Raw genomic sequence first — 26,163 nt, forward strand, 5'->3', positions numbered from 1 at the left:
GACATCCCGAGACCACCGAGCAGACATGGAGCAGGACGTGCCCCGTCAGGTGTTCCTCTACGACCAGCCGGACCGGTTCGTCGCCGGTACGGTCGGACTGCCTGGGCGCCGGACCTTCTTCCTCCAGGCAAGCGCGGGCAGCCGGACCACGAGCGTCGCTCTGGAGAAGACCCAGGTCGAGGCGCTCGCCGAACGCATAGACGAACTGCTGGACGAGGTGGTGCGCCGCACCGGCGGCAACGCCCCCGTACCGGCCGTCGCCCCCGCCGAGGAGGCCGACACCGAGCCGCTCGAAACGCCGGTGGAGGAGGAGTTCCGCGTCGGCACCATGGCGCTGGCCTGGGACGGCGAGGACGAGTGCATGATCGTGGAGGCGCAGGCCCTCGTCGAACTGGAGGCCGGGTCCGAGGAGGATCTGGCCGAGGCCGAGGAGAAGCTCCTGCAGGACGAGGAGAACGGCCCGCCCGTGCTGCGGGTGCGCCTCACCGGGAACATGGCCCGCGCGTTCGCCAAGCGCGCGATGGACGTGGTCAACGCCGGACGGCCGCCCTGCCCGCTGTGCAGCCTGCCGCTCGACCCGGAAGGACACGTATGTCCGCGCCAGAACGGATACCGCCGGGGCCTGTGACCTCTGCGGAGACGGCCGGCCCGGCGGACGGGGCGCCCGCCGGCGGCCCGCCCGGCGCCCTCGCCCTGCTGGCGCGCGGCGAACTGACCGTGGACGGCCGGGTCTCCGGCGCCTCGAACGCCGTGCTGCGCTGCACCGCCGAACTCGACGGGCGGCGCGCGGCCTGCGTCTACAAGCCCGTCGCCGGTGAGCGCCCGCTCTGGGACTTCCCCGACGGCAGCCTCGCCCGCCGCGAGACGGCCGCCTACGAGGTCTCCCGGGCCACCGGCTGGGATCTCGTCCCGCCGACCGTGCTGCGGGACGGCCCCTACGGCGAGGGCATGTGCCAGCTGTGGATCGAGGCGGACCCGGAGGCCGCCCTGCTGGCCCTGGTCGAGGCCGAGGAGCCCGGGCCCGGCTGGCGGGCGGTCGGCTTCGCGGACGTGGGGGAGGGGCGCACCGCCCTGCTCGTCCACGCCGACGACCCCCGGCTGCGCCGGCTCGCCGTGTTCGACGCGGTCGTCAACAACGCCGACCGCAAGGGCGGCCATCTGCTGCCCGACGCGGGCGGCCGGCTCCACGCCATCGACCACGGCGTGACGTTCAACGCGGAGGACAAACTCCGCACCCTGCTGTGGGGATGGGCCGGGGAACCGCTGCCCGCGGAGGCGGTCGGGGTGCTGGAGCGGCTGGCGGAGGAGCTCGCCCCCGGCGGCCCGCTGGCCGCCCGGCTCGGCGAGCTGATCACCCCCGCCGAGACGGACGCCGTCCGGGCGCGGGTGGCCCGGCTGCTCCGTACGGGGCGCCACCCGGAACCCGGCGGCGACTGGCCGGCGATCCCCTGGCCGCCGATCTGATCCCCGGCCGGCCCGCCGGGCCGATGTGCCGGGCGGGGCCACCGAACCGGGGTGTACCGGCGGGTCGTAGCGGCGGGCCGTACGGGAGGGCATCCCGCCGGCCCGCGCGCAAGACGGCCTATCCGGCCAGGTGCGGCGGCCGGTTCGTATCCGGACAGTGCATCCGGTTACGCTCATGACATGTATGCCTGGCCCGCTTCCGAGGTCCCCGCCCTGCCCGGCCGTGGCCGCGACCTCCGGATCCACGACACCGCGACCGGGGGGACGATCACCCTCGACCCCGGTCCCGTAGCCCGCATCTACGTCTGCGGCATCACCCCGTACGACGCCACCCACCTGGGTCATGCGGCGACCTACACCGCGTTCGACCTCGTCCAGCGCGTATGGCTCGACACCAAGCGGCAGGTCCACTACGTCCAGAACGTCACCGATGTCGACGATCCGCTGCTGGAGCGGGCCGTCGCCAACGGTGACGACTGGACCGAGCTCGCCCGGCGCGAGACCGCCCTCTTCCGCGAGGACATGACCGCCCTGCGGATGCTGCCGCCGCGCCACTACATCGGCGCCGTCGAGGCCATACCCGGCATCCTGCCGCTGGTCGAGCGGCTCCTGGAGACCGGCGCCGCCTACGAGCTGGAGGGGGACGTCTACTTCTCGGTCCAGGCCGACCCGGACTTCGGCGAGGTCGCCGGGCTCGACGCGGAAACGATGCGCCTGCTCTCCGCCGAGCGCGGCGGCGACCCGGACCGCCCCGGCAAGAAGGATCCGATCGACCCGATGCTCTGGATGGCCGCGCGGGAGGGCGAGCCCAGCTGGGACGGCGGGAGCCTCGGCCCCGGCCGGCCCGGCTGGCACATCGAGTGCGTGGCCATCGCCCTGGACCACCTCGGTATGGGCTTCGACGTCCAGGGCGGCGGCTCCGACCTGGCCTTCCCGCACCACGAGATGGGCGCCTCGCACGCCCACGCGCTCACCGGCGAGCGCCCCTTCGCCAAGGCGTACGTCCACGCCGGGATGGTCGCCCTGCACGGCGAGAAGATGTCCAAGTCCAAGGGCAACCTGGTGTTCGTCTCCGCGCTGCGCCGCGAGGGCGTGGACCCGGCGGCGATCCGGCTGGCCCTGCTCGCCCACCACTACCGCTCCGACTGGGAGTGGACCGACGGCGACCTGGCCGAGGCCACGGCCCGGCTGGACCGCTGGCGCGCGGCCGTCTCCCGGCCGGACGGGGCACCGGCCGGCGCCCTCGTCGAGGAGATCCGCGCGGCGCTGGCGGACGACCTGGACGCCCCGGCGGCCCTGGCGGCAGTGGACCGCTGGGCCGCGGGCCAGGAGGCCACCGGCGGCACGGACGAGTCGGCGCCCGGACTGGTGTCCCGCGCCGTGGACGCGCTGCTGGGCGTGGCCCTCTGAGGCCGGCCGCCCGCTCATCCCGCTCATAAGGAACGGGGCGCCCCCGGTACCGGGAGCGCCCCGTTCTCCGGCGGGCCCGCCGCTACTCGTCCTCGGAGCCCGGGCCGTCCTCCGTGCCGTCGCCGCTGCCGGAGTTCCCGCCGCCGGAGTTCCCGGAGCCGGCGCCGGACGGGCCGCCGTCCGCGTCCCCGTCCCCGTCCTTCTCCCGGTCCGTGCGCTCCCGGCCCGCGCCTCCGCGGCCGCGCGGGCGGCTCCGGCCTCCGCGGCCCTTCCCGGTGCCGCGGCCACCGGTTCCGTCCTCCCCGGCCTCGTCCTTCCCCGGGTCACCCCGGCCGGGCCCGCCCTCCGCGGTGCCGCGGCCGCCGTCCGTGCCCTCCCCGTCCGCCGGGCGGCCGGGCGCGTCACCGGCCGTGTCCTCCGGCGTGACGGGCTTCGCCGGGCGCCCGGTTCCCGCCCCGGGGTCCCGCAGATACGAGCCGCTGTCCCGCCCCTCCGGCGCGGAGCCGGTCTCGGTGGCGTGGCCGCCCGGCGCGGTGCCCGGCCTGCCGTCCCGCCGCCGCAGATAGCGTTCGAACTCCCGCGCGATCGCCTCGCCGGACGCCTCCGGCAGTTCGGCGGTGTCCCGGGCCTCCTCCAGCGACTGCACGTACTCGGCGACCTCGCTGTCCTCGGCCGCCAGCTGGTCCACGCCGAGCTGCCAGGCCCGCGCGTCCTCCACCAGTTCCCCGGTGGGGACGCGCAGCCCGATCAGGTCCTCCAGCCGGTTGAGGAGGGCGAGCGTCGCCTTGGGGTTGGGCGGCTGGGACACGTAGTGCGGCACCGCCGCCCACAGGCTGACCGCCGGCACCCCCGCGTGGGTGCACGCCTCCTGGAGGACGCCGACGATGCCCGTGGGGCCCTCGTAGCGCGTCTCCTCCAGATCCATGGTGCGGGCCAGCTGGGGGTCGGAGGTGACGCCGCTGACCGGAACCGGACGGGTGTGCGGGGTGTCACCCAGCAGCGCGCCCAGGATCACGATCATCTCGACGCCCAGCTCGTGCGCGAAGCCGAGAAGCTCGTTGCAGAACGAGCGCCAGCGCATGCTCGGCTCGATACCGCGGACCAGCACCAGATCGCGCGGTTTCTCCCCGCCGACCCGGACCACGGAGAGCCGGGTGGTGGGCCATGTGATCTTGCGGACCCCGTCTTCGAGGAAGACGGTCGGACGGTTGACCTGGAAGTCGTAGTAGTCCTCGGCGTCGAGCGCCGCGAAGACCTCGCCCTTCCACTCCCGGTCGAGGTGGACGACCGCGGCGGAAGCGGCGTCGCCCGCGTCGTTCCAGCCTTCGAACGCGGCCACCATGACCGGGTCGATCAGCTCGGGAACCCCCTCGAGCTCGATCACCCAGCGCCTCCTTCCGCCGCGGCCGGGGGCGCGTCCCCCGGCACCCCGGCTGCTGTTCCGTCACGTGCGGCACCCAGCCTACGGCTTCCGGCGCGGCCGTCGGCAGGCCAGGCCGGGGGACACGGAATCCGTCCGCGTCCCGGGCCGGACGGACGCCGCACCCCGGCCCGCGCCGGGGTGCGGCGTCCGTTCCGCACGGGGGAGAACCTGCCCGGCGGGAGGGCGTTCACGCACCGATGGGTATCCGCAGCAGCTGCCCGGGGACGATCACGTCCGGGTCGGTGAGCTGCGGGTTGGCCCGTACGATGCGCGGGAAGAGGCGGGCGTCGCCGTAGTGGGCCCGGGCGATGGCCGACAGGGTCTCGCCCCGCACCACGGTGTGCTCGCGGTAGCCGATGTAGCCGGGCACGATCCGCGGGCCGTAGATCACGGGGACGGTCACCAGGTTGATCTCCTCGCCGTCCGCGGCGCTGACCTCGAAGACCTGGACGTACAGCCGGTCCAGGGTGAAGGCCGCCTTGCCGACGTCGGCCCGGACCTGGAACTGCCCGTGCTCGCCGGTTCCGCCGCCGACCGTGAAGTACCCGGTCACCTCGTCGTGGCCCTCGCCGACCCGGTAGCTCAGATTCGCCTCGAAGCCGGTGCCGACTCCCGCGATGAGGACGGGGTCGCCGACCAGGTCCCACTCCCGCGGCTGGTCGATGCGGTTCGTCATCGTCGAACGCCCCCCTCTGTCGTGGTGATGGGCCTTCACCCCTGGAGTACCGAACCCACGGGCGGTCAAACGCCGTCCGTGCCACGGCTGTTCGAGGGGCGCACGCCGCGGGTCCGCCGGGAGCCGGACGGGGACGTGGCAGAGGGAAGACGGAGGGGAGGCGGTGGGAGGCCCGCGCCGTGCGGCCGCCTCCCCTCCGGTCGCGGCCCGCTCAGCCCGCGCGGGCGGCCAGGATCTCCTCCACCCGGGCGCGGATCTCCGGGGTGTCCAGACCGCGGACCGTGAGGGTGGTCCGGCGGCGCAGCACGTCGTCGGCCGTCTCGGCCCACTCGTGGTCGCGGGCGTAGACGACCTGGGCCCAGATCTCCGGCCCGTCCGGGTGGATGCGCTCGCCGAGCGCCGGGTCCTCGTCGGCGAGCCGGGCGATGTCGAGCGCCAGCGAGCCGTAGTGCGTGGCCAGCTGGCGGGCCGTCAGCGGGTCCATCCGGGAGCCGGGCTCCCGGCTGACCAGCAGCCGGTGCGCCACCGCGTTCGGATTGGCGATCCCCGGCAGCGGCACCCGGCGCGGCAGCTGCGACAGCGGCTCCATGTCCTCGGCGAGCGCCCCGTCCGGCAGCGAGGCCAGCTTGCGCATGACCACGCGGCCGATGTGGCGGTACGTCGTCCACTTGCCGCCCGCGACGGACAGCATGCCGCCCCGGCCCTCGGTCACCACCGTCTCCCGCTTGGCCTGCTCCACCCCGCCGGGGCCGCCGGGCAGCACCCGCAGGCCGGCGAAGGCGTAGGTCAGCAGATCGGGTGAGAGGTGCTCGTCGCGCACCGAGTGGGCGGCCTCGTCCAGGATCTGGGCGATGTCGGCCTCGGTGGCCCGGACGTCCGCAGGGTCGCCCTCGTACGGCTCGTCGGTGGTGCCGAGCAGCAGCTGGTCCTCCCAGGGGAGGGCGAAGGTGATGCGGTACTTGTCGATCGGCGTGGCCATGGCGGCCCGCCACGGCGCCTTCCGCCGCAGTACCAGATGCGCGCCCTTGGAGAGCCGGATGCTGGGGTCGGAGTTCTTGTCCTCCATCCGCCGCAGCCGGTCGATCCAGGGGCCGGTGGCGTTGAGGACGAGACGGGCGTCGACGCCGAACTCGGTGCCGTCCAGCCGGTCCCGCAGCTCGGCGCCGGTGACCCGGCCGCGGGTGAAGCGCAGACCGGTGACCTCGGCGTGGTTGAGGACCGCGGCACCGGATCCGGCGGCCGCCCGTACGGTCATCACGGCGACCCGGGAGTCGTTCATCTGGTGGTCGCCGTAGACCGCCACGGCCTTGAGGTTCTCGGTGCGCAGCGCCGGGTTGGCGGCGGCCGCGCGGGCCGGGGATATGACCCGGCCCACGCCGTCGCCGAAGGCCGAGAGCGCGGAGTAGGCGAAGACGCCCGCGCCGAGCTTGGCCGCGCCGTGCGGACCGCCCTTGTAGACCGGCAGGTGGAAGGTGAGCGGGTTGACCAGGTGCGGGGCCACGTCCTTGGCCAGCACCCGCCGCTCGTGGTGGTTCTCCGCCACCAGCTTGACCGCGCCGGTCTGCAGGTAGCGCAGACCGCCGTGGACGAGCTTGGAGGAGGCGGAGGAGGTGGCGCCGGCGAAGTCGCCGGCGTCCACCATCGCCACCCGCAGACCCGACTGCGAGGCGTGCCAGGCGACCGAGGTGCCCAGGATGCCGCCGCCGATCACCAGCAGGTCGTAGGTTCCCCGGGAGAGCCGGTCGCGGGTCTCGGCGCGGCCGCCGGGCCGCAGGGCCGCGGCCGGGGAGTCTCCGGTGGCCGGAGGGCTCTGCGGGATCGGGATCGTCATCGGACTCAGTGCTCCTGTTCGTCTTCGTCGTTCTCGAGCCAGCCCATGGTCCGTTCCACGGCCTTGAGCCAGTTCTTGTACTCGCGGTCGCGGTCCGCCGCGTCCATCCGGGGCGTCCACTCGGCGGCGCGGCGCCAGTTGGCGCGCAGCGCGTCGGTGTCCGGCCAGTAGCCGACGGCGAGTCCGGCCGCGTAGGCGGCGCCGAGGCAGGTGGTCTCGGCGACGAGCGGGCGCACCACGGGGGCGTCCAGGACGTCGGCGAGGGTCTGCATCAGCAGGTTGTTCGAGGTCATGCCGCCGTCGACCTTGAGGGAGGCCAGCTCGGTGCCGGAGTCCTTGCGCATGGCGTCGGTGATCTCCCGGGTCTGCCAGGCGGTGGCCTCCAGGACGGCGCGGGCGATGTGGGCCTTGGTGACGTAACGGGTGAGGCCGGCGATCACACCGCGGGCGTCGTCGCGCCAGTACGGCGCGAAGAGCCCGGAGAAGGCCGGGACGAAGTAGGCGCCGCCGTTGTCCTCGACGGAGCTGGCGAGCGTCTCGATCTCCGCCGCACTGTTGATCAGCCCCATCTGGTCGCGCATCCACTGGACGAGCGCGCCGGTGATGGCGATCGAGCCCTCCAGCGCGTACACGGGCGCCTGGTCGCCGATGCGGTAGCCGACCGTGGTGACCAGCCCGTGGTACGAGTTGACGGGCTCCCCGGCGGTGTTCATCAGCAGGAACGTTCCGGTGCCGTAGGTGGACTTGGCCTCGCCCTTCTCGAAGCAGGTCTGGCCGAACAGCGCCGCCTGCTGGTCGCCGAGGGCCGAGGCCACGGGCACCCCGGCGAGCGCGCCGCTCCTCGCCTCGCCGTACACCTCCGCGGAGGAGCGGATCTCCGGCAGCACGGCGGCGGGCACGCCCATCGAGTGCAGGATCTTCGGGTCCCACTCAAGGGTGTGGAGGTTCATCAGCATGGTGCGGGAGGCGTTGGTGACGTCGGTGACGTGGACGCCGCCGTCCGGGCCGCCGGTGAGGTTCCAGATGACCCAGGAGTCCATGGTGCCGAAGAGGATCTCGCCGGCCTCGGCGCGCTCCCGCAGGCCGTCGACGTTGTCGAGCAGCCAGCGGATCTTCGGGCCGGCGAAGTAGGAGGCCAGCGGCAGGCCGGTCTCGCGGCGGAACCGGTCCTTGCCGACGTTGCGGCCGAGCTCGCGGCAGAGCGCGTCGGTCCGGGTGTCCTGCCAGACGATGGCGTTGTGCACCGGCTCACCGGTGGCCTTGTCCCACAGAAGAGTGGTCTCGCGCTGGTTGGTGATGCCGATCGCCTTGACGTCGGCGGCGGTGATCCCGGCCTTCTCGACGGCGCCGTCGACGACCTGCCGGACGTTGGTCCAGATCTCGGCGGCGTCGTGTTCCACCCAGCCCGGCTTGGGGAAGATCTGCTCGTGCTCCTTCTGGTCGACCGCGACGATCCGGCCGTCGGTGTCGAAGACGATGCAGCGGCTGGAGGTGGTGCCCTGGTCGATGGCGGCGATGAAGGGGCCGGCGGTGTGCGCGTCGGTCACGGTGTGCTCCTGGAGTCCGATGGCGGGAGGGGCATGCGGGACGGGGGGTGGCTCAATGCTCCGGTGCGTGTGGTGCGTGTGGTGCGTGTGGTGCGTGTGGTGCGCGTGGTGCGTACGGCGCCCGCGGTGTGTGCGGCGCCCGTGGTGCGGACGGGGATCAGGCGAAGGCGAGCTGGTAGATCCCGCCGGCGAGGGCGCCGCCGAGCAGCGGGCCGACCACCGGGACCCAGGCGTAGCCCCAGTCGGAGCCGCCCTTGTTCGGCAGCGGCAGCAGCGCGTGCACGATCCGGGGACCGAGGTCGCGTGCCGGGTTGATGGCGTAACCGGTCGGACCGCCGAGCGAGAAGCCGATACCGGCCACGACGAGGGCGACGATCAGCACGCCGGTGCCCGACACGCCCAGACCCTCGGTCAGGCCCAGGGTGAGGATGGAGAGGACCAGCACGGTGGTGGCGATGGTCTCGGTCATCAGGTTCTGCACGGCGTTGCGGATCTCCGGGCCGGTGCAGAAGATGCCGAGCACGGGTCCGGCGGACGGGGCGTTGTCCTGCTCGACCAGGCCCTCCGGGCCGGTCCGGGCCTCGGCCAGGACCTGCGGGTCGGTCAGGTGGTCACGGAAGTGGCCGTAGTAGGTCAGCCAGACCAGGGCGGCGCCGATCATCGCGCCCAGCATCTGCGAGGCGAAGTAGAGCGGCACGTCCGACCACTCGGTGGTGCCCTGGATGGCCAGGCCGAGGGTGACCGCCGGATTGATGTGCGCGCCGGATACGCCGACCGCGATGTAGGCGCCGGTGAGGACCGCGAAGCCCCACCCGAGGGCGATGGCGATCCAGCCGGCGTTGAGGGCCTTCGAGCGCTTGAGGGTGACGGCGGCCACGACGCCGCCGCCCATGAGGATGAGTACGGCGGTCCCGATGGTCTCGCCGATGAAGATGTCGGAGCTGGACACCCGCGACTCCTTTGTCCTTCGTCCAGGGGGCAGGACGGGCCCGGGGTCCCACCCCTGGCCCGTGCCCTCGGTGAGGGCGGTCACCGGTCGGCGGCTGGCGGCACCGTGATCAATATTGTCGTTAGGTGTTCGACAATGCCGACCGGAGAACGGCAGTTTTCTTCACGGGTCCCAGCACGTCAAGAGCCCGCGGGCGAAAAAGCCGCCGATTCGACCCGTGCGTAGAGCAAGGGTGACAGAGGGTGTTCAGAATCGCCCGGCGCCGAGATCCCGGGAAACCGCCCGGGCGCAATCCCGCACCGCTGCGACCAGCCGCGATCGCAGTTCGGCACCGTCGCAGACCCGCTCCACCGCTCCGGTGACGCCCACCGCTCCGACGGGCATCCGCCGCCGGTTGTGGATGGGTGCGGCCACGGAGGCCACTCCGGCCCAGGTCTCCTCGATGTCGGAGGCCCAGCCCCGGGCCCGGGTCAGGTCGAGGACGGCCTCGAACTCCTCCGCACCGGTCACCGTGCGGCCCGTGAAGGCCTCCCGTTCGCCCTCCACGGCCTCGGCGTGCGCCACCGGGTCGTAGGCCGCCAGCACCTTGCCCAGCGCCGTGCTGTGCAGCGGCTGCATGGCGCCGACCTCCAGGACCTGCCGGCTGTCGTCCGGCCGGAAGACGTGGTGCACGATCAGCACGCCGCTCTGGTGCAGCACCCCCAGGTGGACGCTCTCCCCGCTGGACCGCGCCAGGTCGTCGGTCCACACCAGGGCCCGCGCCCGCAGCTCGTTGACGTCCAGATAGCTCTGGCCCAGCCGCAGCATCTCGGCGCCGAGCTGGTAGCGGCCCGAGGCCGGGTCCTGCTCGACGAAACCCTCCTGCTGGAGCGTGCGGAGGATGCCGTGCGCGGTGCCCTTGGCCAGTCCCAGCGCGGCGGCCGCCTCGGACAGGCCGAGCCGGCGTTCGCCGCCCGCCAGGAGCCGCAGCATCGCCGCGGCCCGCTCCAGGGACTGGATGGTCCGAGCCATCGGGCAACCTCCATCGTTGCGGATTCGGCAATGCTGAACAGTATCGGCCTATGCCGACCCGGGGGTACCGCACCGGGAACCCCCCGGCGGAATCCCCGGCGGCTGCCCGTGGCCGGAACATAGTCCGCCCAGTGGAACGCCCCGGACCCCGGGCACCATCACGGCTACGCTGACCGGGTGCGCTCTCCGCATGAAGGGCGCAAAGCCGACAGCCGTCGCACCTCAGGGAGTTTTCCATGGGCTCGATCCAGCCATCCACCAGCAGCACCGACCGCGTCTCCGCACTGAGGGAGGCACTGGCCACCCGGGTGGTCGTGGCGGACGGGGCGATGGGGACGATGCTCCAGGCGCAGGAGCCGACCCTGGAGGACTTCGAGCAGCTGGAGGGCTGCAACGAGATCCTGAACGTCACCCGCCCCGACATCGTGCGCTCGGTCCACGAGGCCTACTTCGCGGTGGGGGTGGACTGTGTGGAGACCAACACCTTCGGCGCCAACCACGCCGCGCTCGCCGAGTACGACATCGCCGACCGCATCTTCGAGCTCTCCGAGGCCGGGGTGCGGATCGCGCGCGAGTCGGCCGACGCCTTCACCGCCGGGGACGGCCGCCCGCGCTGGGTCCTGGGCTCGATGGGCCCGGGCACCAAGCTCCCCACCCTCGGCCACGTCCGCTACGGCGTGCTGCGCGACGCCTACCAGCAGAACGCCGAGGGCATGATCGCCGGCGGCGCCGACGCGCTCCTGGTGGAGACCACGCAGGATCTGCTGCAGACCAAGGCCGCCGTCCTCGGCGCCCGGCGCGCCCTCCGGGAGACGGGCACGGACCTCCCGGTGATCGTGTCCGTGACGGTGGAGACCACCGGCACGATGCTGCTGGGCTCCGAGATCGGCGCGGCGCTCACCGCCCTGGAGCCGCTCGGCATCGACATGATCGGCCTGAACTGCGCCACCGGTCCGGCGGAGATGAGCGAACATCTGCGCCATCTGGCCCGCCACGCGCGGGTCCCGCTGTCCTGTATGCCCAACGCCGGGCTGCCCGTGCTGGGCAAGGACGGCGCCCACTACCCCCTCACCCCGGCCGAACTGGCCGACGCGCAGGAGACCTTCGTCCGCGAGTACGGGCTGTCGCTGGTCGGCGGCTGCTGCGGCACCACCCCCGAGCATCTGCGCCAGGTCGTCGAACGCGTCCGGGACCTGACCCCCGCCGCGCGGGAGCCGCGTCCCGAGCCGGGCGCGGCCTCGCTCTACCAGAGCGTGCCGTTCCGGCAGGACACGGCGTACCTGGCGATCGGGGAGCGCACCAACGCCAACGGCTCCAAGAAGTTCCGCGAGGCCATGCTGGACGGCCGCTGGGACGACTGCGTGGAGATGGCCCGCGAGCAGATCCGCGAGGGCGCCCACCTGCTGGACGTCTGCGTGGACTACGTCGGCCGTGACGGCGTCGCCGACATGGAGGAGATCGCCGGCCGCTTCGCCACCGCCTCCACCCTGCCGCTGGTGCTGGACTCCACCGAGCCCGCCGTCATCCGGGCCGGGCTGGAGAAGCTCGGCGGCCGCGCCGTCATCAACTCCGTCAACTACGAGGACGGCGACGGGCCGGAATCGCGCTTCGCCAGGATCACCCAGCTCGCGGTGGAGCACGGGGCGGCGCTGATCGCCCTGACCATCGACGAGGAGGGCCAGGCCCGCACCCCCGAGCACAAGGTCGCCGTCGCCGAGCGCCTGATCGCCGACCTCACCGGCACCTGGGGCGTGCACAAGAGCGACATCCTCATCGACTGCCTCACCTTCACCATCGCCACCGGCCAGGAGGAGTCCCGCAAGGACGGCCTGGCCACCATCGAGGCGATCCGCGAGCTCAAGCGCCGCCACCCGGACGTCCAGACCACCCTCGGCCTGTCGAACATCTCCTTCGGGCTCAACCCGGCCGCCCGTATGGTGCTCAACAGCGTCTTCCTGGACGAGTGCGTCAAGGCCGGGCTCGACTCCGCCATCGTCCACGCCTCCAAGATCGTGCCGATCGCCCGGCTGGAGGAGGAGCAGCGCGAGGTCGCCCTCGATCTGATCTACGACCGGCGCCGCGAGGGCTACGACCCCCTGCAGCGGTTCCTGGAGCTGTTCGAGGGCGTGGACAGCAAGTCGATGAAGGCGGGCCGGGCCGAGGAGCTGGCCGCCCTGCCGCTGGACGAGCGCCTGCAGCGCCGCATCATCGACGGCGAGCGCAACGGCCTGGAGGCCGACCTCGACGAGGCCCTGCGGGAGCGCCCCGCCCTGGAGATCGTCAACGACACCCTGCTGGCCGGCATGAAGGTCGTCGGCGAGCTGTTCGGCTCCGGCCAGATGCAGCTGCCGTTCGTGCTGCAGTCCGCCGAGGTCATGAAGACGGCCGTGGCCCATCTGGAGCCGCACATGGAGAAGGCCGAGGGCGAGGAGGGCAAGGGCACCATCGTGCTGGCCACCGTCCGCGGCGACGTCCACGACATCGGCAAGAACCTGGTCGACATCATCCTCTCCAACAACGGCTACACCGTCGTCAACCTCGGCATCAAGCAGCCGGTCTCCGCGATCCTGGAGGCGGCGCAGGAACACCGGGCCGACGTCATCGGCATGTCCGGCCTCCTGGTCAAGTCCACCGTGATCATGAAGGAGAACCTGGAGGAGCTCAACCAGCGCAAGCTGGCCGCCGACTACCCCGTCATCCTCGGCGGCGCCGCCCTCACCCGCGCCTACGTCGAGCAGGACCTCCACGAGATCTACCAGGGCGAGGTCCGCTACGCCCGGGACGCCTTCGAGGGCCTGCGGCTGATGGACGCCCTGATCGCCGTCAAGCGCGGCGTCCCCGGCGCCACCCTCCCCGAACTGCGGCAGCGCCGGGTCCCGCGGCGCGACCTGGAGATCGCCGAGCCGGAGCCGGCGGAGGGCGTCCGCTCCGACGTCGCCACCGACAACCCCGTGCCCACCCCGCCGTTCCGCGGCACCCGGGTCGTCAAGGGCATCCAGCTCAAGGAGTACGCCTCCTGGCTGGACGAGGGCGCGCTCTTCAAGGGGCAGTGGGGGCTCAAGCAGTCCCGCACCGGCGAGGGCCCCACCTACGAGGAGCTGGTGGAGAGCGAGGGGCGTCCCCGGCTGCGCGGCTGGCTCGACCGGCTCCAGACGGAGAACCTCCTGGAGGCCGCCGTCGTCTACGGCTACTTCCCCTGCGTCTCCAAGGGCGACGACCTGATCATCCTGGGGGAGGACGGCGCCGAGCGGACCCGCTTCACCTTCCCCCGCCAGCGCCGCGGCCGCCGGCTCTGCCTGGCCGACTTCTTCCGCCCCGAGGAATCCGGCGAGACCGATGTGGTCGGCCTGCAGGTCGTCACCGTCGGCTCCCGGATCGGCGAGGAGACGGCCAAGCTCTTCGCCGCCGACGCCTACCGCGACTACCTCGAACTCCACGGCCTCTCCGTCCAGCTGGCGGAGGCCCTGGCGGAGTACTGGCACGCCCGCGTGCGCGCCGAACTCGGCTTCGCCGGGGAGGACCCGGCGGCCATGGAGGACATGTTCGCGCTCAAGTACCGCGGTGCCCGCTTCTCCCTGGGCTACGGGGCCTGCCCCGACCTGGAGGACCGGGCGAAGATCGCCGGACTGCTGGAGCCCTCGCGGATCGGCGTCGAGCTCTCGGAGGAGTTCCAGCTCCACCCCGAGCAGTCCACCGACGCCATCGTCATCCACCACCCCGAGGCCAAGTACTTCAACGCCCGGTAGGGCGGGGAGGGCCCCGCACGGCCCCTCCCCGCCCGCCGCCCGTACCCGCCCCGCGCCGCCCGGGGGCGGGTACGGGCGGCGGGTGACCCGGAGTGGCGCACGGACGCCTCGCCGCGACGCTCGGTAGCGGCTCGTCGTACACTGGTCGGTCCGGCACGGCCGGTCGCACCCCCACCCGGGGCCGCGGCCGGCCCTCTTTGGCCTCCGAGGCCGGACACGGCCGGCGACCTTTCACGAGAGGGGCAAGGATGACCAGCAGCATCCCCGCGCTCGGCACCCGGACGGCCGAGGGAACCACCACCCTGCAGGCCGTGCTGCTCGACATGGACGGCACACTCGTCGAGACCGAGGGCTTCTGGTGGGACGCCGAGGTGGAGGTCTTCGCCGAACTCGGCCACATCCTCCACGACCACCACCGCGAGGTCGTGGTCGGCGGCCCCATGAGCCGCAGCGCCGGCTACCTCATCGAGGTCACCGGCGCCGACATCACCGTCCCCGAGCTCTCCGTGCTCCTCAACGACCGCTTCGAGGAGATGATGGGCCGCGGGGTGCCGCTGATGCCCGGAGCCGGCCGGCTGCTGGCCGAGCTGGCCGCGCACCGGGTGCCGACCGCGCTGGTCTCCGCCTCGCACCGGCGCGTCATCGACCGGGTCCTGGAGTCGGTCGGGGCCGCGCACTTCGACCTCACCCTGGCCGGGGACGAGCTGGAGCGGACGAAGCCGCACCCGGACCCGTATCTGATGGCGGCCGCCAAGCTGGGAGCCGACCCCGCGCGCTGCGCGGTGATCGAGGACACCCCGACCGGCGTGGCGTCGGCGGAGGCGGCGGGCTGCCCGGTGGTGGCCGTGCCCTCGGTGGTCCCCATCGAACCGGCCCCGCGGCGCCCCGTCGTCAGCTCTCTCGAAGAAGTCGACCTTCCCTTTCTGCACGGATTGATCACGGGAATGCACTGAACCGCACACGGTGCGTATGGTGGCGGAAAGAACACGACCGTCGGCGCCTGTCCGGTCATTTTCCGTAACGAATGCGCGGGGGAATTCCCGGTGATCCGGCCGTGATCCCGCGGTGATCCCGCCGGAAATCCACGACGTGACCTTTCTCACGCCTGTGCCGGTCGACAAGGCTGGACAGGAGTGTTCTACCGCGCCCGTGGCGGCCCGGATGCGCACCCTTCTGTCCCCATAGGTCAGTGAACGCGGCAATCATTCCGGCGTCCGGATAGTGGACGGGGCTCGGCTGTTATCAGCGTGTTATGGAGCGTCAACTTCGCCCCGTTCCAGCATCCCTGGCAGTGCCGACTAATGTTTCGCCAGAACTTCACCACAGCCCCTGTGACCAGCGTGCCGAGGTCGGTATGGTCCCCGGGACGGATCGCAATGCAGGAGAACCCCGACGATGAATCGCAAGACTCTGGCACGGCCGGCCGCCATCGGGTTGCTGGTGCCGGTCCTGGCCGCTTGCGGTGCCACGGGGGGATCCGCGGCGGACGACGCGATCGTCGTCGGCACCACGGAGCAGTTCGTCCTCACCAAGGACAACCCGGCGCCCTTCGACCCGGCGCTGGCCTACGAAATGGCCTCCTGGAACGTCCTGCGCAACACCTTCCAGACGCTGATGGCCCTGCCCCGCTCCGGCAGCGAGCCGGTCCCCGAGGCGGCCACCAAATGCGGCTTCTCCGACCGGCGCAACGAGCAGTACCGCTGCACCCTGCGCGAGGGCCTGAAGTTCTCCAACGACAACCTCCTCACCGCCGAGGACGTGAAGTTCTCGGTCGAGCGGACCCTGGGGATCGAGGACCCCAACGGCCCGGTCTCCCTGATCTCGAACATCGACCGGATCGAGACCCTCGGGGACCTGGAGGTCGTCTTCCACCTCAAGAAGCCGGACGCGACCTTCCCGTACAAGCTCGCCACCCCCGCCGCCGCCATCGTGGACTCCCAGAGCTACAAGCAGGGCGCGCTCCGCGACGGCTTCGAGGTGTCCGGCTCCGGCCCCTACACCCTGGAGACGAAGGAGAAGGACGGCTCCGTCCAGTCCCTCACCTTCACCAGGAACCAGAACTACCAGGGCCAGCTCAAACTCCGGAACGACAAGGTCGAGCTGCGGATCCTCCAGGACTCCACGGCCATGGAGAAGGCCCTCAAGGCCGGCGAGATCGACCTGATGACCCGCAGCATGTCCCCCGAGCAGATCGCCCGGCTGGCGAAGGGCGAGGACAAGGACATCGAGCTGGTCGAGATGCCCGGCCAGGAGATCCGCTACCTCGTCTTCGACACCGAGCACCCGGTGGCCGGCCGGAAGGCCGTACGGCGGGCGGTCGCGCAGATCGTCGACCGCCAGGAACTCGCCCGCGATGTGTACGCGCGCAGCGCCCAGCCGCTCTACTCCATGATCCCGAGCAGCGTCGACGCGCACGTCAACTCCTTCTTCAACCAGTACGGGGAGCCCGACGCCGACGCCGCCCGCAGGACCCTGGCGTCCGCAGGTGTCGAGACCCCGGTGAAGCTGGAGCTGGCCTACACCACGGACCACTACGGCCCGGCCACGGCCATGGAGTTCGAGACCCTGCAGAAGCAGCTGAACAGAACGGGTCTCTTCGACGTAACGATCAAGGGCGTCCCGTGGAAGACGTTCCGCCCCAGCCAGACGGAGGGCGAGTACGCCGTCTACGGCATGGGCTGGTTCCCGGACTTCCCCGACCCCGACAACTTCACGGCCCCGTTCTTCTCCGAGGACAACTTCCTCAACAGCCCGTACGACAACAAGGAGATCCACAGCCAGCTGATTCCGGAGACCCGGCAGCAGGCCGAACGGACCGGCGCCACCAAGAGTTTCGAGGAGATCCAGGACATCGTCGCCGAGGACGTGCCACTGCTGCCGCTGTGGCAGGGCAAGCAGTACGTCGCCGCCCGGGACACCGTCACCGGTGTGGAGTGGGCGCTGAACTCGTCGTCGGTCCTGCAACTGTGGGAACTCGGCCGCACGGTCGGCTGACCTGACCAGTCGTGGCACCGACGGGGGCCGGTGCCGATCGAGAAGAGTGTGAGGAATGTGCGCGTGAGGATACGTCATCACCTGCTCGCGGTCCCCATCGCGATGGGACTGCTGGCCGGTTGCGGCGGGGGGGACGCCGACTCGGCCGGCACGGGTGAGCCGATCGTCATGGGAATGACGGACGAGATCGCGGCGACCGACCCGGCCTCCGGCTACGACCCCGGCTCCTGGCTGCTGTTCAACAACGTCTTCCAGTCCCTGATGAGCTTCCCCCGGGGCGGTACGACACCGCAGCCGGAGGCGGCCGAGCGCTGCGGCTTCGACGACGGAGCCAGCAAGGTCTACCGCTGCGAGCTCAAGGACGGGCTCACGTTCAGCAACGGCAACAGCCTGACCTCCGAGGACGTGGCGTTCTCCTTCCGCCGGACGCTGAAGATCAACGACGAGAACGGCCCGGCCGTCATGCTGACGTCGATCGACAAGGTCGAGACCCCGGACGAGAAGACCGTCGTCTTCAAGCTCAAGTTCCCCGACGCCACCTTCCCCATGAAGATCGCCTCGGGCGCCGGCTCGATCGTGGACCACCGCGAGTACGAGATGGACAAGCTCCGCACCGACGGCAAGGCCATCGGCTCGGGCGTCTACAAGCTCGACTCCTACACGGCCGAGAGCGAGGCGAAGTTCTCCGTCAACCCGGACTACAAGGGCCCCGCCAAGGTCAAGAACTCCGGCATGACGATGAAGCTCTTCAACGGCGACCAGGCCGCCCTGAAGAGCGCCCTGCAGAAGGGCGAGGTCGACCTCGCCTACCGCGGTCTCTCCATCAAGGACATCAACGAGCTGGAGACCGCCACGACCGACGAGAAGAACGGCCTGGAGGTCATCGAGGGCACCAGCGCCGAGGTCCAGCACCTGGTCTTCAACGTCGACGACCCGGTCATCGGCAAGGAGGGCGTGCGCAAGGCCATCGCCTATCTCGTCGACCGCAGCGCCCTGGTCCGCGACGTCTACAAGTACACCGCCAAGCCGCTGTACTCGATCGTCCCGGCGGGCATCACCAGCCACAACACGGCCTTCTTCGACGTCTACGGCGACCGTCCGCAGCGGGACAAGGCCGAGGAGGCGCTCCGCGGGGAGGGCATCACCGGCCGGCTCAAGGTCACACTCTGGGCCACCCCCACCCGCTACGGCCCCGGCACCGTCCCCGGATTCCAGAAGCTCGCCCAGCAGCTCAACGCCAGCGGGCTGTTCGACGCCGATGTGAAGAGCGTCGAACTGGACGAGTACGAAGAGGGCATCAAGAACGGCGACTACGGCATCTACGTCAAGGGCTGGGTGCCCGACTACCCGGACCCGGACAACTTCACCGCGCCGTTCTTCGGCGAGGGCAACGTCCTCTCCAACAACTACGAGTCCAAGCGCATCGTGAAGCAGCTCATCCCGAGCACCGCCGCGGAGGCCAACCGGGCCGCGACCGCCGCGAACTTCGGCGAGCTGCAGGACATCGTCGCCGAGGAACTGCCGGTGCTGCCGCTCTGGCAGGGCAAGCAGTACGCCGTGGCGCACCGGGACATCGCCGGCCTGGAATGGTCGCTGGACGCCTCGACCGTCTTCCGCTTCTGGGAGATCAGCAAGATCCAGGACTGACCGCGGCGCCCCGCCGCACCACCCGGCCCGACGCGGGAGGGGCCGGCCCGGACCCGGGCCGGCCCCCCTCCGTCTCCGCGCGAGCCGCTCACCCGGCGCCGGGCCGCACCAGTCCGCTCTCGTAGGCGTAGACCGCCGCCTGCACCCGGTCCCGCAGGCCGAGCTTTGTCAGCACATGCCCCACATGGGTCTTGACCGTGGTCTCGCTGACGAACAGGTCGGCCGCGATCTCCGCGTTGGAGAGCCCCTTCGCGACCAGCTTCAGCACCTCGACCTCGCGGTCGGTCAGGGTGTGCAGCGTGTCGGGCACCGGCTCCTCGCCCGAGGGCAGCTTCGCCGCGTATTTGTCGAGCAGCCGGCGGGTGATGCTCGGCGCCAGCATGGCCTCGCCCGAGGCGACCACGCGGATCGCCTGCACCAGCTCCTGGGCGGGGGCGTCCTTGAGGAGGAAGCCGCTCGCCCCGGCGCGGAGCGCCTCGACCACGTACTCGTCGAGGTCGAACGTGGTCAGAACCAGCACCTTCGCCGGCCCGTCCCGCCCCGGGCCGGTGATCTGCCGGGTGGCCTCGACCCCGTCCATCCGGGGCATCCGGATGTCCATCAGCACCACATCGGGCTGCAGGGCCCGGACCTGGTCCAGGGCCTGCAGCCCGTCACCGGCCTCGCCGACCACGGCGATGTCCTGTTCCGCCTCCAGGATCATCCGGAAACCGGTGCGCAACAGCGGCTGGTCGTCGACCAGGAGGACACGGATGGCCACAGCAGGACTCCTTCGTTAGACGCCGCCCATTCTGCCCTGGCCCGGTACCCGCGGGCCGCCCGGTTCCCCGGACGGGACCGCCACGGGCAGCAGCGGGTAGGGCGGGGGCGTACCGCCGAACTCCGGGCACACCGCCCGGTGATCGCACCAGTCGCACAGCCGGTTCCGCCGGGGCCGCCAGTCCCCGGAGTCCGTGGCCCGGCGGATGGCGTCCCACAGGGCCAGCAGCTTCCGCTCGGTGGCCCGCAGGTCCTCCTCGGCCGGGTCGTACGTCAGGACGTCCCCGCTGCCGAGGTAGACCAGCTGCAGCCGGCGCGGCACCGTGCCCCTCAGCCGCCAGAGGACCAGCGCGTAGAACTTCATCTGGAACAGCGGCCCGGCAGCGTACTCCGGGCGCGGGGCCTTCCCGGTCTTGTAGTCGACGATCCGCACCTCACCGCTCGGCGCGACGTCCACCCGGTCGATGATGCCGCGCAGCCGGAGGCCGGAGTCCAGCGTGGTCTCCACGAACAGCTCCCGCTCCGCCGGTTCCAGCCGGGCCGGGTCCTCCAGCGTGAACCACCGCTCCACCAGCCGCTCCGCCTCGGCGAGCCACCCGGCCAGCCGCGCGGGGTCCGGAGACCCGCCGTCCCCCTCGCCGCCGGGAGCGTCCTCCGCGCCGCCGTCCTCCGCGCCGCCGCCCTCCGCCTCGCCGTCCTCCCGGAACAGCCCGGCCAGCTCCGGCCGCGCCGTCAGGAGCCGCTCCCACTCGCCGGGCACCAGCGCCCGGGCCCGCGGCGCCGTCCGCTCCGCCGCCGGGGCGTCGAACAGCCGCTCCAGCACCGCGTGGACCAGCGTCCCGCGGGCGGCCGCCTCGCTGGGCTTCTCGGGCAGTCTGTCGATCACCCGGAAGCGGTAGAGCAGCGGGCAGGTCATGAAGTCGGCGGCGCGCGACGGCGACAGCGACGCAGGCGGCGCGGCCGCCGCGCCGCGCCCGCGGCCGGTCCTCCGGCCGCCCCGTCCGGCGCCGGCGTGCTCGGTGCTGGTGTCCATGGCGTACGACCCTACGGCCCGGGACCGACACCGGTCCGCATACCATCGACGGCAGACCTCCTCGGGCCGCCCGTTCGCGGGACCGGACGACCGCGGCGCGGGGGAACGAGCGACGAAGGGACACCGTGGACGAGAGCGGCGAGAGCGGGAAGCCGCAGTCCGGCGGCGGGGGAGCGGCGGGCGGCGGCGGCGAGCCGAAGCGGCCGCGCGGAACGGGGGGCGGCATCCTCATGGGCCGCCCGTTCGGGGTGCCCGTCTACGTCGCCCCCAGCTGGTTCCTGGTGGCCGCCCTGATCACCTGGGTCTTCGGCGAGCAGCTCGAACGGGTGCTGCCCGAACTCGGCAGCCTCCGCTACCTCGTCTCGCTCTTCTTCGCGGTCGCCTTCTACGGCTCCGTGCTCGTCCACGAGCTGGCGCACACCGTCGTCGCGCTCCACTACAAGCTGCCGGTCCGCCGCATCCAGCTGCAGTTCTTCGGCGGGGTGTCGGAGATCGAGAAGGAGTCCGAGACCCCGGGGCGGGAGTTCGTGCTCGCCTTCGTCGGCCCGCTGCTCTCCCTCGCCCTCGCCGGGGTCTTCTATCTCGGCATGTACGCCGTCGAGCCCGGCACCGTCCCCGGCGTACTGCTGGCCGGCCTGATGATCTCCAATCTGATCGTCGCCGTCTTCAATCTGCTGCCCGGACTCCCCCTGGACGGCGGCCGGATGCTCCGCGCCGTCGTCTGGCGGGTCACCGGCAGGCCGATGACCGGCACCGTCGCCGCCGCCTGGACCGGCCGGGCCCTCGCGGTCGCCGTCCTGGTCGGCCTGCCGCTGCTCACCCACTCCGGCAGCCTCGGCAACCCCCCGGAGGACATCGGCGGGGTCGACACCATCACCGACGCGCTGCTCGCGGCCATCCTCGCGGCGATCATCTGGACCGGCGCCGGCAACAGCCTGCGCATGGCACGGCTCCGGGAGCGCCTCCCCGAGCTCCGGGCCCGCAACCTCACCCGGCGCGCGGTCCCCGTCACGGCCGACACCCCGCTCTCCGAGGCGCTGCGCCGCGCGAACGAGGCGGGGGCCCGGGCCCTCGTGGTGGTCGACGGCCAGGGCGAGCCCACGGCCCTCGTCCGGGAGGCCGCGATCGCCGGGGTGCCCGAGCACCGCCGCCCCTGGATCGCCGTCGGCGGCCTCGCCCAGGACCTCAAGCCCGGCCTGCGGGTCTCGGCGGACCTCGCCGGGGAGGACCTCCTGGAGACCCTGCGGGCCACGCCCGCCACCGAGTACCTGGTCGTCGAGGAGACCGGCGAGGTCTACGGCGTCCTCTCCACCGCCGACGTCGAACGCGCCTTCGTCTCGGCGATGGCCCGCAACCCCTGACCCGCCCGGGCCCCGTGGCCGCCGGCGCGGGCCCGCCGCCCGCCGCACCGCCGTGGCAGAACGGCCCCGCGCCGACCGGTAGGCTGGTCACATGTCCGAACCGACCGGTGCCGCCCGCCGCCGCGGGCCCTTCAAGGTCGGGGACCAGGTCCAGCTCACCGACCCCAAGGGACGCCACTACACGTTCACGCTCGAAGCCGGGAAGAGCTTCCACACCCACAAGGGTGCCTTCCCGCACGACGAGCTGATCGGCGCTCCCGAGGGCAGTGTTGTCCGTACCACCGGGAACGTCGCGTACCTCGCGCTGCGCCCGCTGCTCCCCGACTACGTCCTGTCCATGCCCCGCGGAGCCGCCGTGGTCTACCCCAAGGACGCGGGGCAGATCCTGGCGATGGCCGACATCTTCCCCGGCGCCCGCGTCGTCGAGGCCGGGGTCGGCTCCGGCTCCCTCAGCACTTTCCTGCTGCGCGCCATCGGCGACCAGGGCATGCTGCATTCCTACGAGCGCCGCGCGGACTTCGCCGAGATCGCCGCCGAGAACGTCCGCCGCTACTTCGGCGGCGAGCATCCGGCCTGGCAGCTCACGGTCGGCGACCTCCAGGACAACCTCTCCGACACCGAGGTCGACCGGGTCATCCTCGACATGCTCGCTCCCTGGGAGTGCCTGGACGCCGTCTCCAAGGCCCTGGTCCCCGGCGGCATCCTCTGCGGTTACGTGGCCACCACCACCCAGCTCGCCCGCACCGTCGAGGCGATCCGCGAGCACGGCACCTTCAACGAGCCGACCGCCTGGGAGACCATGGTCCGCACCTGGCACGTGGAGGGCCTCGCGGTCCGCCCCGACCACCGCATGATCGGCCACACCGGCTTCCTGCTCACCGCCCGCCGCCTCGCGGACGGCGTGGAGCCCCCGCTGCGCCGCCGCCGCCCCGCCAAGGGCGCGTACGGCGAGGACTACACCGGCCCGGGCTCCTCCAGTGGCGGCGCCGGCCGCGGCTGACGCCCCACCCCCCGCCCCGACGAGACCCCTCCGCCGCCCGCTTCCCACCGGGAAGACCGGGCGGCGGAGTTTTGGGTAAACCTTTGGCCACGCTTAACGGCGTGCTGTGGCCCCGCCGTTCCCGGCCGGTGTGAGATATGGCACGATGCAGGCCATCCCCATCCGCTCCGGATTCCAGGAGACACAAGCGCGTGCAGGCCCCGGCATGCCCTCAGCCGTCAGCGCCCCCGTCCTCGCAGCCCACCGCGGAGCTTCCGCACACCCGCACCCGGCCGGTGCACTGGCTCACCACGGCCACGGCCCTGGCCGCCGTCCTGGGAGCCGCCGCCCTCGTCCAGCCGCCGGACGCCACCGCCACCCCGCCGGCCGCCGCCCGGCAGGCGGCGGGTGAGCCCGCCGCCGGCGAGCCCGCGGCCGCCCCCGACGCGAAGGCCGCCGACTACCCCCTGGAGTGCGGCGGCGGGGAGACCGAGGTGGTCGACGAGGGCTCCGCCGACCTCGACGGCGACGGCCGCCCGGAGACCGCCGCGGTCGTCCGCTGCGCCGCCGGCATGGGCACGCCTCCGCACGGTGTGTACGTCCTCGGGTCCGGCTCCCGCGGCGGGGCTCCCCGGGTGCTGGAGACCCTCGTGGACCCGGCGGAGAAGATGAACATCACCGACTTCGCGGTCGGCGGCGGAAAGATCTCCGCGACCCTGCTCGGCTACTCCGCCCCCGACGTCCCCCGCTGCTGTCCGGATCTGGAGCGGAAGGTCGCCTGGCACTGGCGCGACGGGACGTTCCGGCTGACCGCCCTGCCCGTTCCCGGACGTGTGTGAACGGTCACTCAGCGTCAGGACCGTACAACTCAACCTTGTCCGAAATCCGCCGTACGTGAATACAGTCGCCGGGACATTCCTTGGCGGAATCGACCACTTCGCGGAGGAGCGGCAGCGGCACGCGCGTGGTGGCACCGGCCTCCGTGAGCAGCTCGTCGCCGGCGTCCTTCACATACGCGAGCCCGTCGATGTCGAGTTCGAAGACTTCGGGTGCGTACTGGGCGCAGATGCCGTCGCCGGTGCACAGATCCTGGTCGATCCAGACCTCCAGCTCCGGCTGAGCCGTGTCCGCCGCGGACTCGGCGGCCGTCTCTTCCTGCACGCTCATCTTGTCTGCCGTTCCCTGCGTCGGTGAATCAATTGAAGCCAGCTCTGACGGGTGTTGACCGTCCCGACGATACAACCGGCCGCTTCCGGATGCTGTTGGGTGGGTATTCCCTGGCGTGAGGGAGTACGCAAGGGTGAAGATCGGACACACCCCTACCGTCTTTGTGATCTAGGGGTTTCAACCTGCACCGGCCCAGGTAGGGTCAGGAAGCGTCCAGCTCCCCTTGGAGGAGGTGAGGACCGTGGCAGCCCACGACGACGACATCAACCGCGGCTTCCGGCCGGGGCGAGGGTCCGAGGACCCCGCCGGCCAGGTTGCCTATCTCGAGCAGGAGATCGCCGTCCTGCGCCGCAAGCTCGCCGACTCTCCGCGCCACACGAGGATTCTCGAAGAGCGGATCGTCGAGTTGCAGACCAATCTGGCCGGGGTGTCCGCCCAGAACGAGCGGCTCGCGGGCACGCTCCGTGAGGCCCGCGACCAGATCGTGGCCCTCAAGGAGGAGGTCGACCGGCTTGCCCAGCCGCCGGCCGGCTTCGGGGTCTTCCTGCACGCGAACGAGGACGGCACGGCCGACATCTTCACCGGAGGCAGGAAACTCCGGGTCAACGTCAGCCCGAGCATCGAACTCGACGAGCTCCAGCGCGGCCAGGAGGTCATGCTCAACGAGGCGCTCAACGTGGTCGAGGCCATGGAGTTCGAGCGCGCCGGGGACATCGTCACCCTCAAGGAGATCCTCGAGGACGGCGAACGCGCGCTGGTGATCGGCCACACCGACGAGGAGCGGGTGGTCCGGCTCGCCGAGCCGCTGATGGGCATCACCATCCGCGCCGGTGACGCGCTGCTGCTCGAACCCCGCTCCGGCTACGTCTACGAGGTCGTGCCCAAGAGCGAGGTCGAGGAGCTCGTCCTCGAAGAGGTCCCGGACATCGACTACGACCGGATCGGCGGCCTGGGCAACCAGATCGAGCTGATCCGGGACGCGGTCGAGCTTCCGTACCTCCACCCGGACCTCTTCAAGGAGCACGAGCTGCGGCCGCCCAAGGGCGTCCTGCTCTACGGCCCGCCCGGCTGCGGCAAGACGCTCATCGCCAAGGCCGTGGCCAACTCCCTTGCCAAGAAGGTCGCCGAGGTCACCGGCCGGCCCGCCGGCAAGAGCTACTTCCTCAATATCAAGGGCCCCGAGCTCCTCAACAAGTACGTCGGCGAGACCGAGCGGCACATCCGCCTGGTCTTCCAGCGGGCCCGGGAGAAGGCGAGCGAGGGCACCCCCGTCATCGTCTTCTTCGACGAGATGGAATCCCTCTTCCGCACCCGGGGCTCCGGCGTCAGCTCGGACGTGGAGAACACCATCGTCCCCCAGCTGCTCGCCGAGATCGACGGTGTGGAGGGCCTGGAGAACGTCATCGTCATCGGCGCCTCCAACCGCGAGGACATGATCGACCCCGCGATCCTGCGCCCCGGCCGCCTCGATGTGAAGATCAAGATCGAGCGCCCGGACGCGGAGGCCGCGAAGGACATCTTCCGGAAGTACCTCAAGCCGTCGCTCCCGCTCCACTCGGACGACGTCGCCGAGCACGGCGGCTCCCCGGCCGCGGCCGTCGACGGCATGATCCAGTCCGTCGTCGAGCAGATGTACGCGGAGTCCGAGGAGAACCGCTTCCTGGAGGTCACCTACGCCAACGGTGACAAGGAGGTCCTGTACTTCAAGGACTTCAACTCCGGCGCCATGATCCAGAACATCGTGGACCGGGCCAAGAAGATGGCGATCAAAGCCTTCCTCGACCACAACCAGAAGGGCCTCCGGGTCTCCCACCTGCTCGCCGCCTGCGTCGACGAGTTCAAGGAGAACGAGGACCTCCCCAACACCACCAACCCCGACGACTGGGCCCGCATCTCCGGAAAGAAGGGCGAGCGGATCGTCTTCATCCGCACCCTCGTCACCGGAAAGCAGGGCGCCGACACCGGCCGTTCCATCGACACCGTCGCGAACACCGGTCAGTACCTGTAAACCACGCCCCGGCTGCGGATGCCCCCGGCGGGCATCCGCAGCCGAGTGCGTTCCGGCAATGAATGAAATGATCTCCCCACCACCCTCACGGCGTTCTAGGCTTTCGGTACCGCCGAGCCGCGCGGTGCGGGGACGGGCACCGCACGCGCATCGGAGAG

General features: G+C 71.8%; 20 protein-coding genes. 11 read left to right on the plus strand and 9 right to left on the minus strand.

Going from position 1 to position 26,163, the window contains the following annotated elements:
• Nucleotides 1-37 precede the first annotated feature (37 nt).
• From LIX60_RS27005 to mshC, 3 genes are all read left to right on the plus strand, one after another.
• Entirely contained in the window at nucleotides 38-628 is a 591-nt protein-coding gene (locus LIX60_RS27005) for a DUF3090 domain-containing protein (RefSeq protein ID WP_227962941.1), read from the plus strand.
• Nucleotides 592-1,464: an SCO1664 family protein gene (locus LIX60_RS27010; protein WP_227961446.1), complete on the plus strand. Its 873-nt coding sequence runs from the start codon at nucleotides 592-594 to the stop codon at nucleotides 1,462-1,464. Before LIX60_RS27005 ends, LIX60_RS27010 begins: the two co-directional genes overlap by 37 nt.
• 180 nt (nucleotides 1,465-1,644) lie before the next feature.
• Complete coding sequence (gene mshC, locus LIX60_RS27015; protein ID WP_227961450.1) at nucleotides 1,645-2,874, plus strand: cysteine--1-D-myo-inosityl 2-amino-2-deoxy-alpha-D-glucopyranoside ligase; 1,230 nt, start codon at nucleotides 1,645-1,647, stop codon at nucleotides 2,872-2,874.
• Between the two features lie 82 nt (nucleotides 2,875-2,956).
• Here mshC and LIX60_RS27020 read toward each other — a convergent pair whose 3' ends face one another.
• From LIX60_RS27020 to LIX60_RS27045, 6 genes are all read right to left on the minus strand, one after another.
• Nucleotides 2,957-4,258, minus strand: coding sequence for a PAC2 family protein (locus LIX60_RS27020; RefSeq protein WP_227961452.1), 1,302 nt, complete (start codon nucleotides 4,256-4,258; stop codon nucleotides 2,957-2,959).
• 226 nt (nucleotides 4,259-4,484) lie between these two features.
• Entirely contained in the window at nucleotides 4,485-4,973 is a 489-nt protein-coding gene (locus tag LIX60_RS27025) for a LysM peptidoglycan-binding domain-containing protein (RefSeq protein ID WP_227961454.1), read from the minus strand.
• Nucleotides 4,974-5,184: 211 nt separating this feature from the next.
• Entirely contained in the window at nucleotides 5,185-6,804 is a 1,620-nt protein-coding gene (locus LIX60_RS27030; protein ID WP_227961456.1) for a glycerol-3-phosphate dehydrogenase/oxidase, read from the minus strand.
• 5 nt (nucleotides 6,805-6,809) lie between these two features.
• Nucleotides 6,810-8,351 carry a glycerol kinase GlpK gene (gene glpK, locus LIX60_RS27035; protein ID WP_227961458.1) on the minus strand — a complete coding sequence of 514 codons (1,542 nt, stop codon included), beginning with the start codon at nucleotides 8,349-8,351 and terminating at the stop codon, nucleotides 6,810-6,812.
• 157 nt (nucleotides 8,352-8,508) lie between these two features.
• The gene (locus tag LIX60_RS27040; RefSeq protein WP_227961460.1) at nucleotides 8,509-9,300 is read right to left on the minus strand and encodes an MIP/aquaporin family protein; all 792 of its coding nucleotides are present in this window, start codon (nucleotides 9,298-9,300) and stop codon (nucleotides 8,509-8,511) included.
• 246 nt (nucleotides 9,301-9,546) lie between these two features.
• Nucleotides 9,547-10,311: an IclR family transcriptional regulator gene (locus tag LIX60_RS27045; protein ID WP_227961462.1), complete on the minus strand. Its 765-nt coding sequence runs from the start codon at nucleotides 10,309-10,311 to the stop codon at nucleotides 9,547-9,549.
• A 236-nt stretch (nucleotides 10,312-10,547) separates the two neighbouring features.
• Here LIX60_RS27045 and metH point away from each other — a divergent pair, with 236 nt between their 5' ends.
• The 4 genes from metH to LIX60_RS27065 all read left to right on the plus strand — a co-directional run bounded on the left by metH (nucleotide 10,548) and on the right by LIX60_RS27065 (nucleotide 18,698).
• Nucleotides 10,548-14,057 (plus strand): methionine synthase, encoded by a 3,510-nt coding sequence (metH, locus tag LIX60_RS27050; protein WP_227961464.1) that lies wholly within the window; start codon nucleotides 10,548-10,550, stop codon nucleotides 14,055-14,057.
• A 248-nt stretch (nucleotides 14,058-14,305) separates the two neighbouring features.
• On the plus strand, nucleotides 14,306-15,010 hold the full coding sequence (locus tag LIX60_RS27055; protein ID WP_227961467.1) for an HAD family phosphatase: 705 nt from the start codon (nucleotides 14,306-14,308) through the stop codon (nucleotides 15,008-15,010).
• A 442-nt stretch (nucleotides 15,011-15,452) separates the two neighbouring features.
• Nucleotides 15,453-17,051 carry an ABC transporter substrate-binding protein gene (locus LIX60_RS27060; protein ID WP_227961469.1) on the plus strand — a complete coding sequence of 533 codons (1,599 nt, stop codon included), beginning with the start codon at nucleotides 15,453-15,455 and terminating at the stop codon, nucleotides 17,049-17,051.
• Nucleotides 17,052-17,114: 63 nt separating this feature from the next.
• Entirely contained in the window at nucleotides 17,115-18,698 is a 1,584-nt protein-coding gene (locus LIX60_RS27065) for an ABC transporter substrate-binding protein (protein ID WP_374117925.1), read from the plus strand.
• 88 nt (nucleotides 18,699-18,786) lie between these two features.
• Here the strand turns inward: LIX60_RS27065 and LIX60_RS27070 are convergent, their stop codons facing one another.
• Entirely contained in the window at nucleotides 18,787-19,458 is a 672-nt protein-coding gene (locus LIX60_RS27070) for a response regulator transcription factor (protein ID WP_019708863.1), read from the minus strand.
• A gap of 15 nt (nucleotides 19,459-19,473) precedes the next feature.
• Nucleotides 19,474-20,490, minus strand: a complete 1,017-nt coding sequence (locus LIX60_RS27075; protein ID WP_227961471.1) for a PD-(D/E)XK nuclease family protein — start codon at nucleotides 20,488-20,490, stop codon at nucleotides 19,474-19,476.
• Between the two features lie 125 nt (nucleotides 20,491-20,615).
• Between LIX60_RS27075 and LIX60_RS27080 the strand changes: the two genes are divergently transcribed.
• The 3 genes from LIX60_RS27080 (at nucleotide 20,616) to LIX60_RS27090 (ending at nucleotide 23,669) form a co-directional block, all read left to right on the plus strand.
• The gene (locus LIX60_RS27080) at nucleotides 20,616-21,851 is read left to right on the plus strand and encodes a site-2 protease family protein (RefSeq protein ID WP_227961473.1); all 1,236 of its coding nucleotides are present in this window, start codon (nucleotides 20,616-20,618) and stop codon (nucleotides 21,849-21,851) included.
• 91 nt (nucleotides 21,852-21,942) lie between these two features.
• Nucleotides 21,943-22,851, plus strand: coding sequence for a tRNA (adenine-N1)-methyltransferase (locus LIX60_RS27085; protein WP_227961475.1), 909 nt, complete (start codon nucleotides 21,943-21,945; stop codon nucleotides 22,849-22,851).
• A 191-nt stretch (nucleotides 22,852-23,042) separates the two neighbouring features.
• Complete coding sequence (locus tag LIX60_RS27090; protein WP_227961477.1) at nucleotides 23,043-23,669, plus strand: hypothetical protein; 627 nt, start codon at nucleotides 23,043-23,045, stop codon at nucleotides 23,667-23,669.
• 4 nt (nucleotides 23,670-23,673) lie between these two features.
• Here LIX60_RS27090 and LIX60_RS27095 read toward each other — a convergent pair whose 3' ends face one another.
• Entirely contained in the window at nucleotides 23,674-23,997 is a 324-nt protein-coding gene (locus LIX60_RS27095; RefSeq protein ID WP_227961480.1) for a ferredoxin, read from the minus strand.
• A gap of 241 nt (nucleotides 23,998-24,238) precedes the next feature.
• On the opposite strand from LIX60_RS27095, the gene arc reads away from it, so the two are divergent.
• Entirely contained in the window at nucleotides 24,239-26,005 is a 1,767-nt protein-coding gene (gene arc / locus LIX60_RS27100; protein ID WP_019708858.1) for a proteasome ATPase, read from the plus strand.
• Nucleotides 26,006-26,163: the final 158 nt, after the last annotated feature.

It is taken from the genome of Streptomyces sp. S07_1.15 (assembly GCF_020739505.1).
Classification (GTDB): domain Bacteria; phylum Actinomycetota; class Actinomycetes; order Streptomycetales; family Streptomycetaceae; genus Streptomyces; species Streptomyces xinghaiensis.

Coding starts and splice junctions, on each gene's coding strand:
- LIX60_RS27010 (WP_227961446.1), top strand. CDS start 592: ATGTCCGCGCCAGAACGGATACCGCCGGGGCCTGTGACCTCTGCGGAG.
- mshC (WP_227961450.1), top strand. CDS start 1,645: ATGTATGCCTGGCCCGCTTCCGAGGTCCCCGCCCTGCCCGGCCGTGGC.
- LIX60_RS27025 (WP_227961454.1), bottom strand. CDS start 4,973: ATGACGAACCGCATCGACCAGCCGCGGGAGTGGGACCTGGTCGGCGAC.
- LIX60_RS27030 (WP_227961456.1), bottom strand. CDS start 6,804: ATGACGATCCCGATCCCGCAGAGCCCTCCGGCCACCGGAGACTCCCCG.
- LIX60_RS27045 (WP_227961462.1), bottom strand. CDS start 10,311: ATGGCTCGGACCATCCAGTCCCTGGAGCGGGCCGCGGCGATGCTGCGG.
- metH (WP_227961464.1), top strand. CDS start 10,548: ATGGGCTCGATCCAGCCATCCACCAGCAGCACCGACCGCGTCTCCGCA.
- LIX60_RS27055 (WP_227961467.1), top strand. CDS start 14,306: ATGACCAGCAGCATCCCCGCGCTCGGCACCCGGACGGCCGAGGGAACC.
- LIX60_RS27060 (WP_227961469.1), top strand. CDS start 15,453: ATGAATCGCAAGACTCTGGCACGGCCGGCCGCCATCGGGTTGCTGGTG.
- LIX60_RS27075 (WP_227961471.1), bottom strand. CDS start 20,490: ATGGACACCAGCACCGAGCACGCCGGCGCCGGACGGGGCGGCCGGAGG.
- LIX60_RS27085 (WP_227961475.1), top strand. CDS start 21,943: ATGTCCGAACCGACCGGTGCCGCCCGCCGCCGCGGGCCCTTCAAGGTC.
- LIX60_RS27095 (WP_227961480.1), bottom strand. CDS start 23,997: ATGAGCGTGCAGGAAGAGACGGCCGCCGAGTCCGCGGCGGACACGGCT.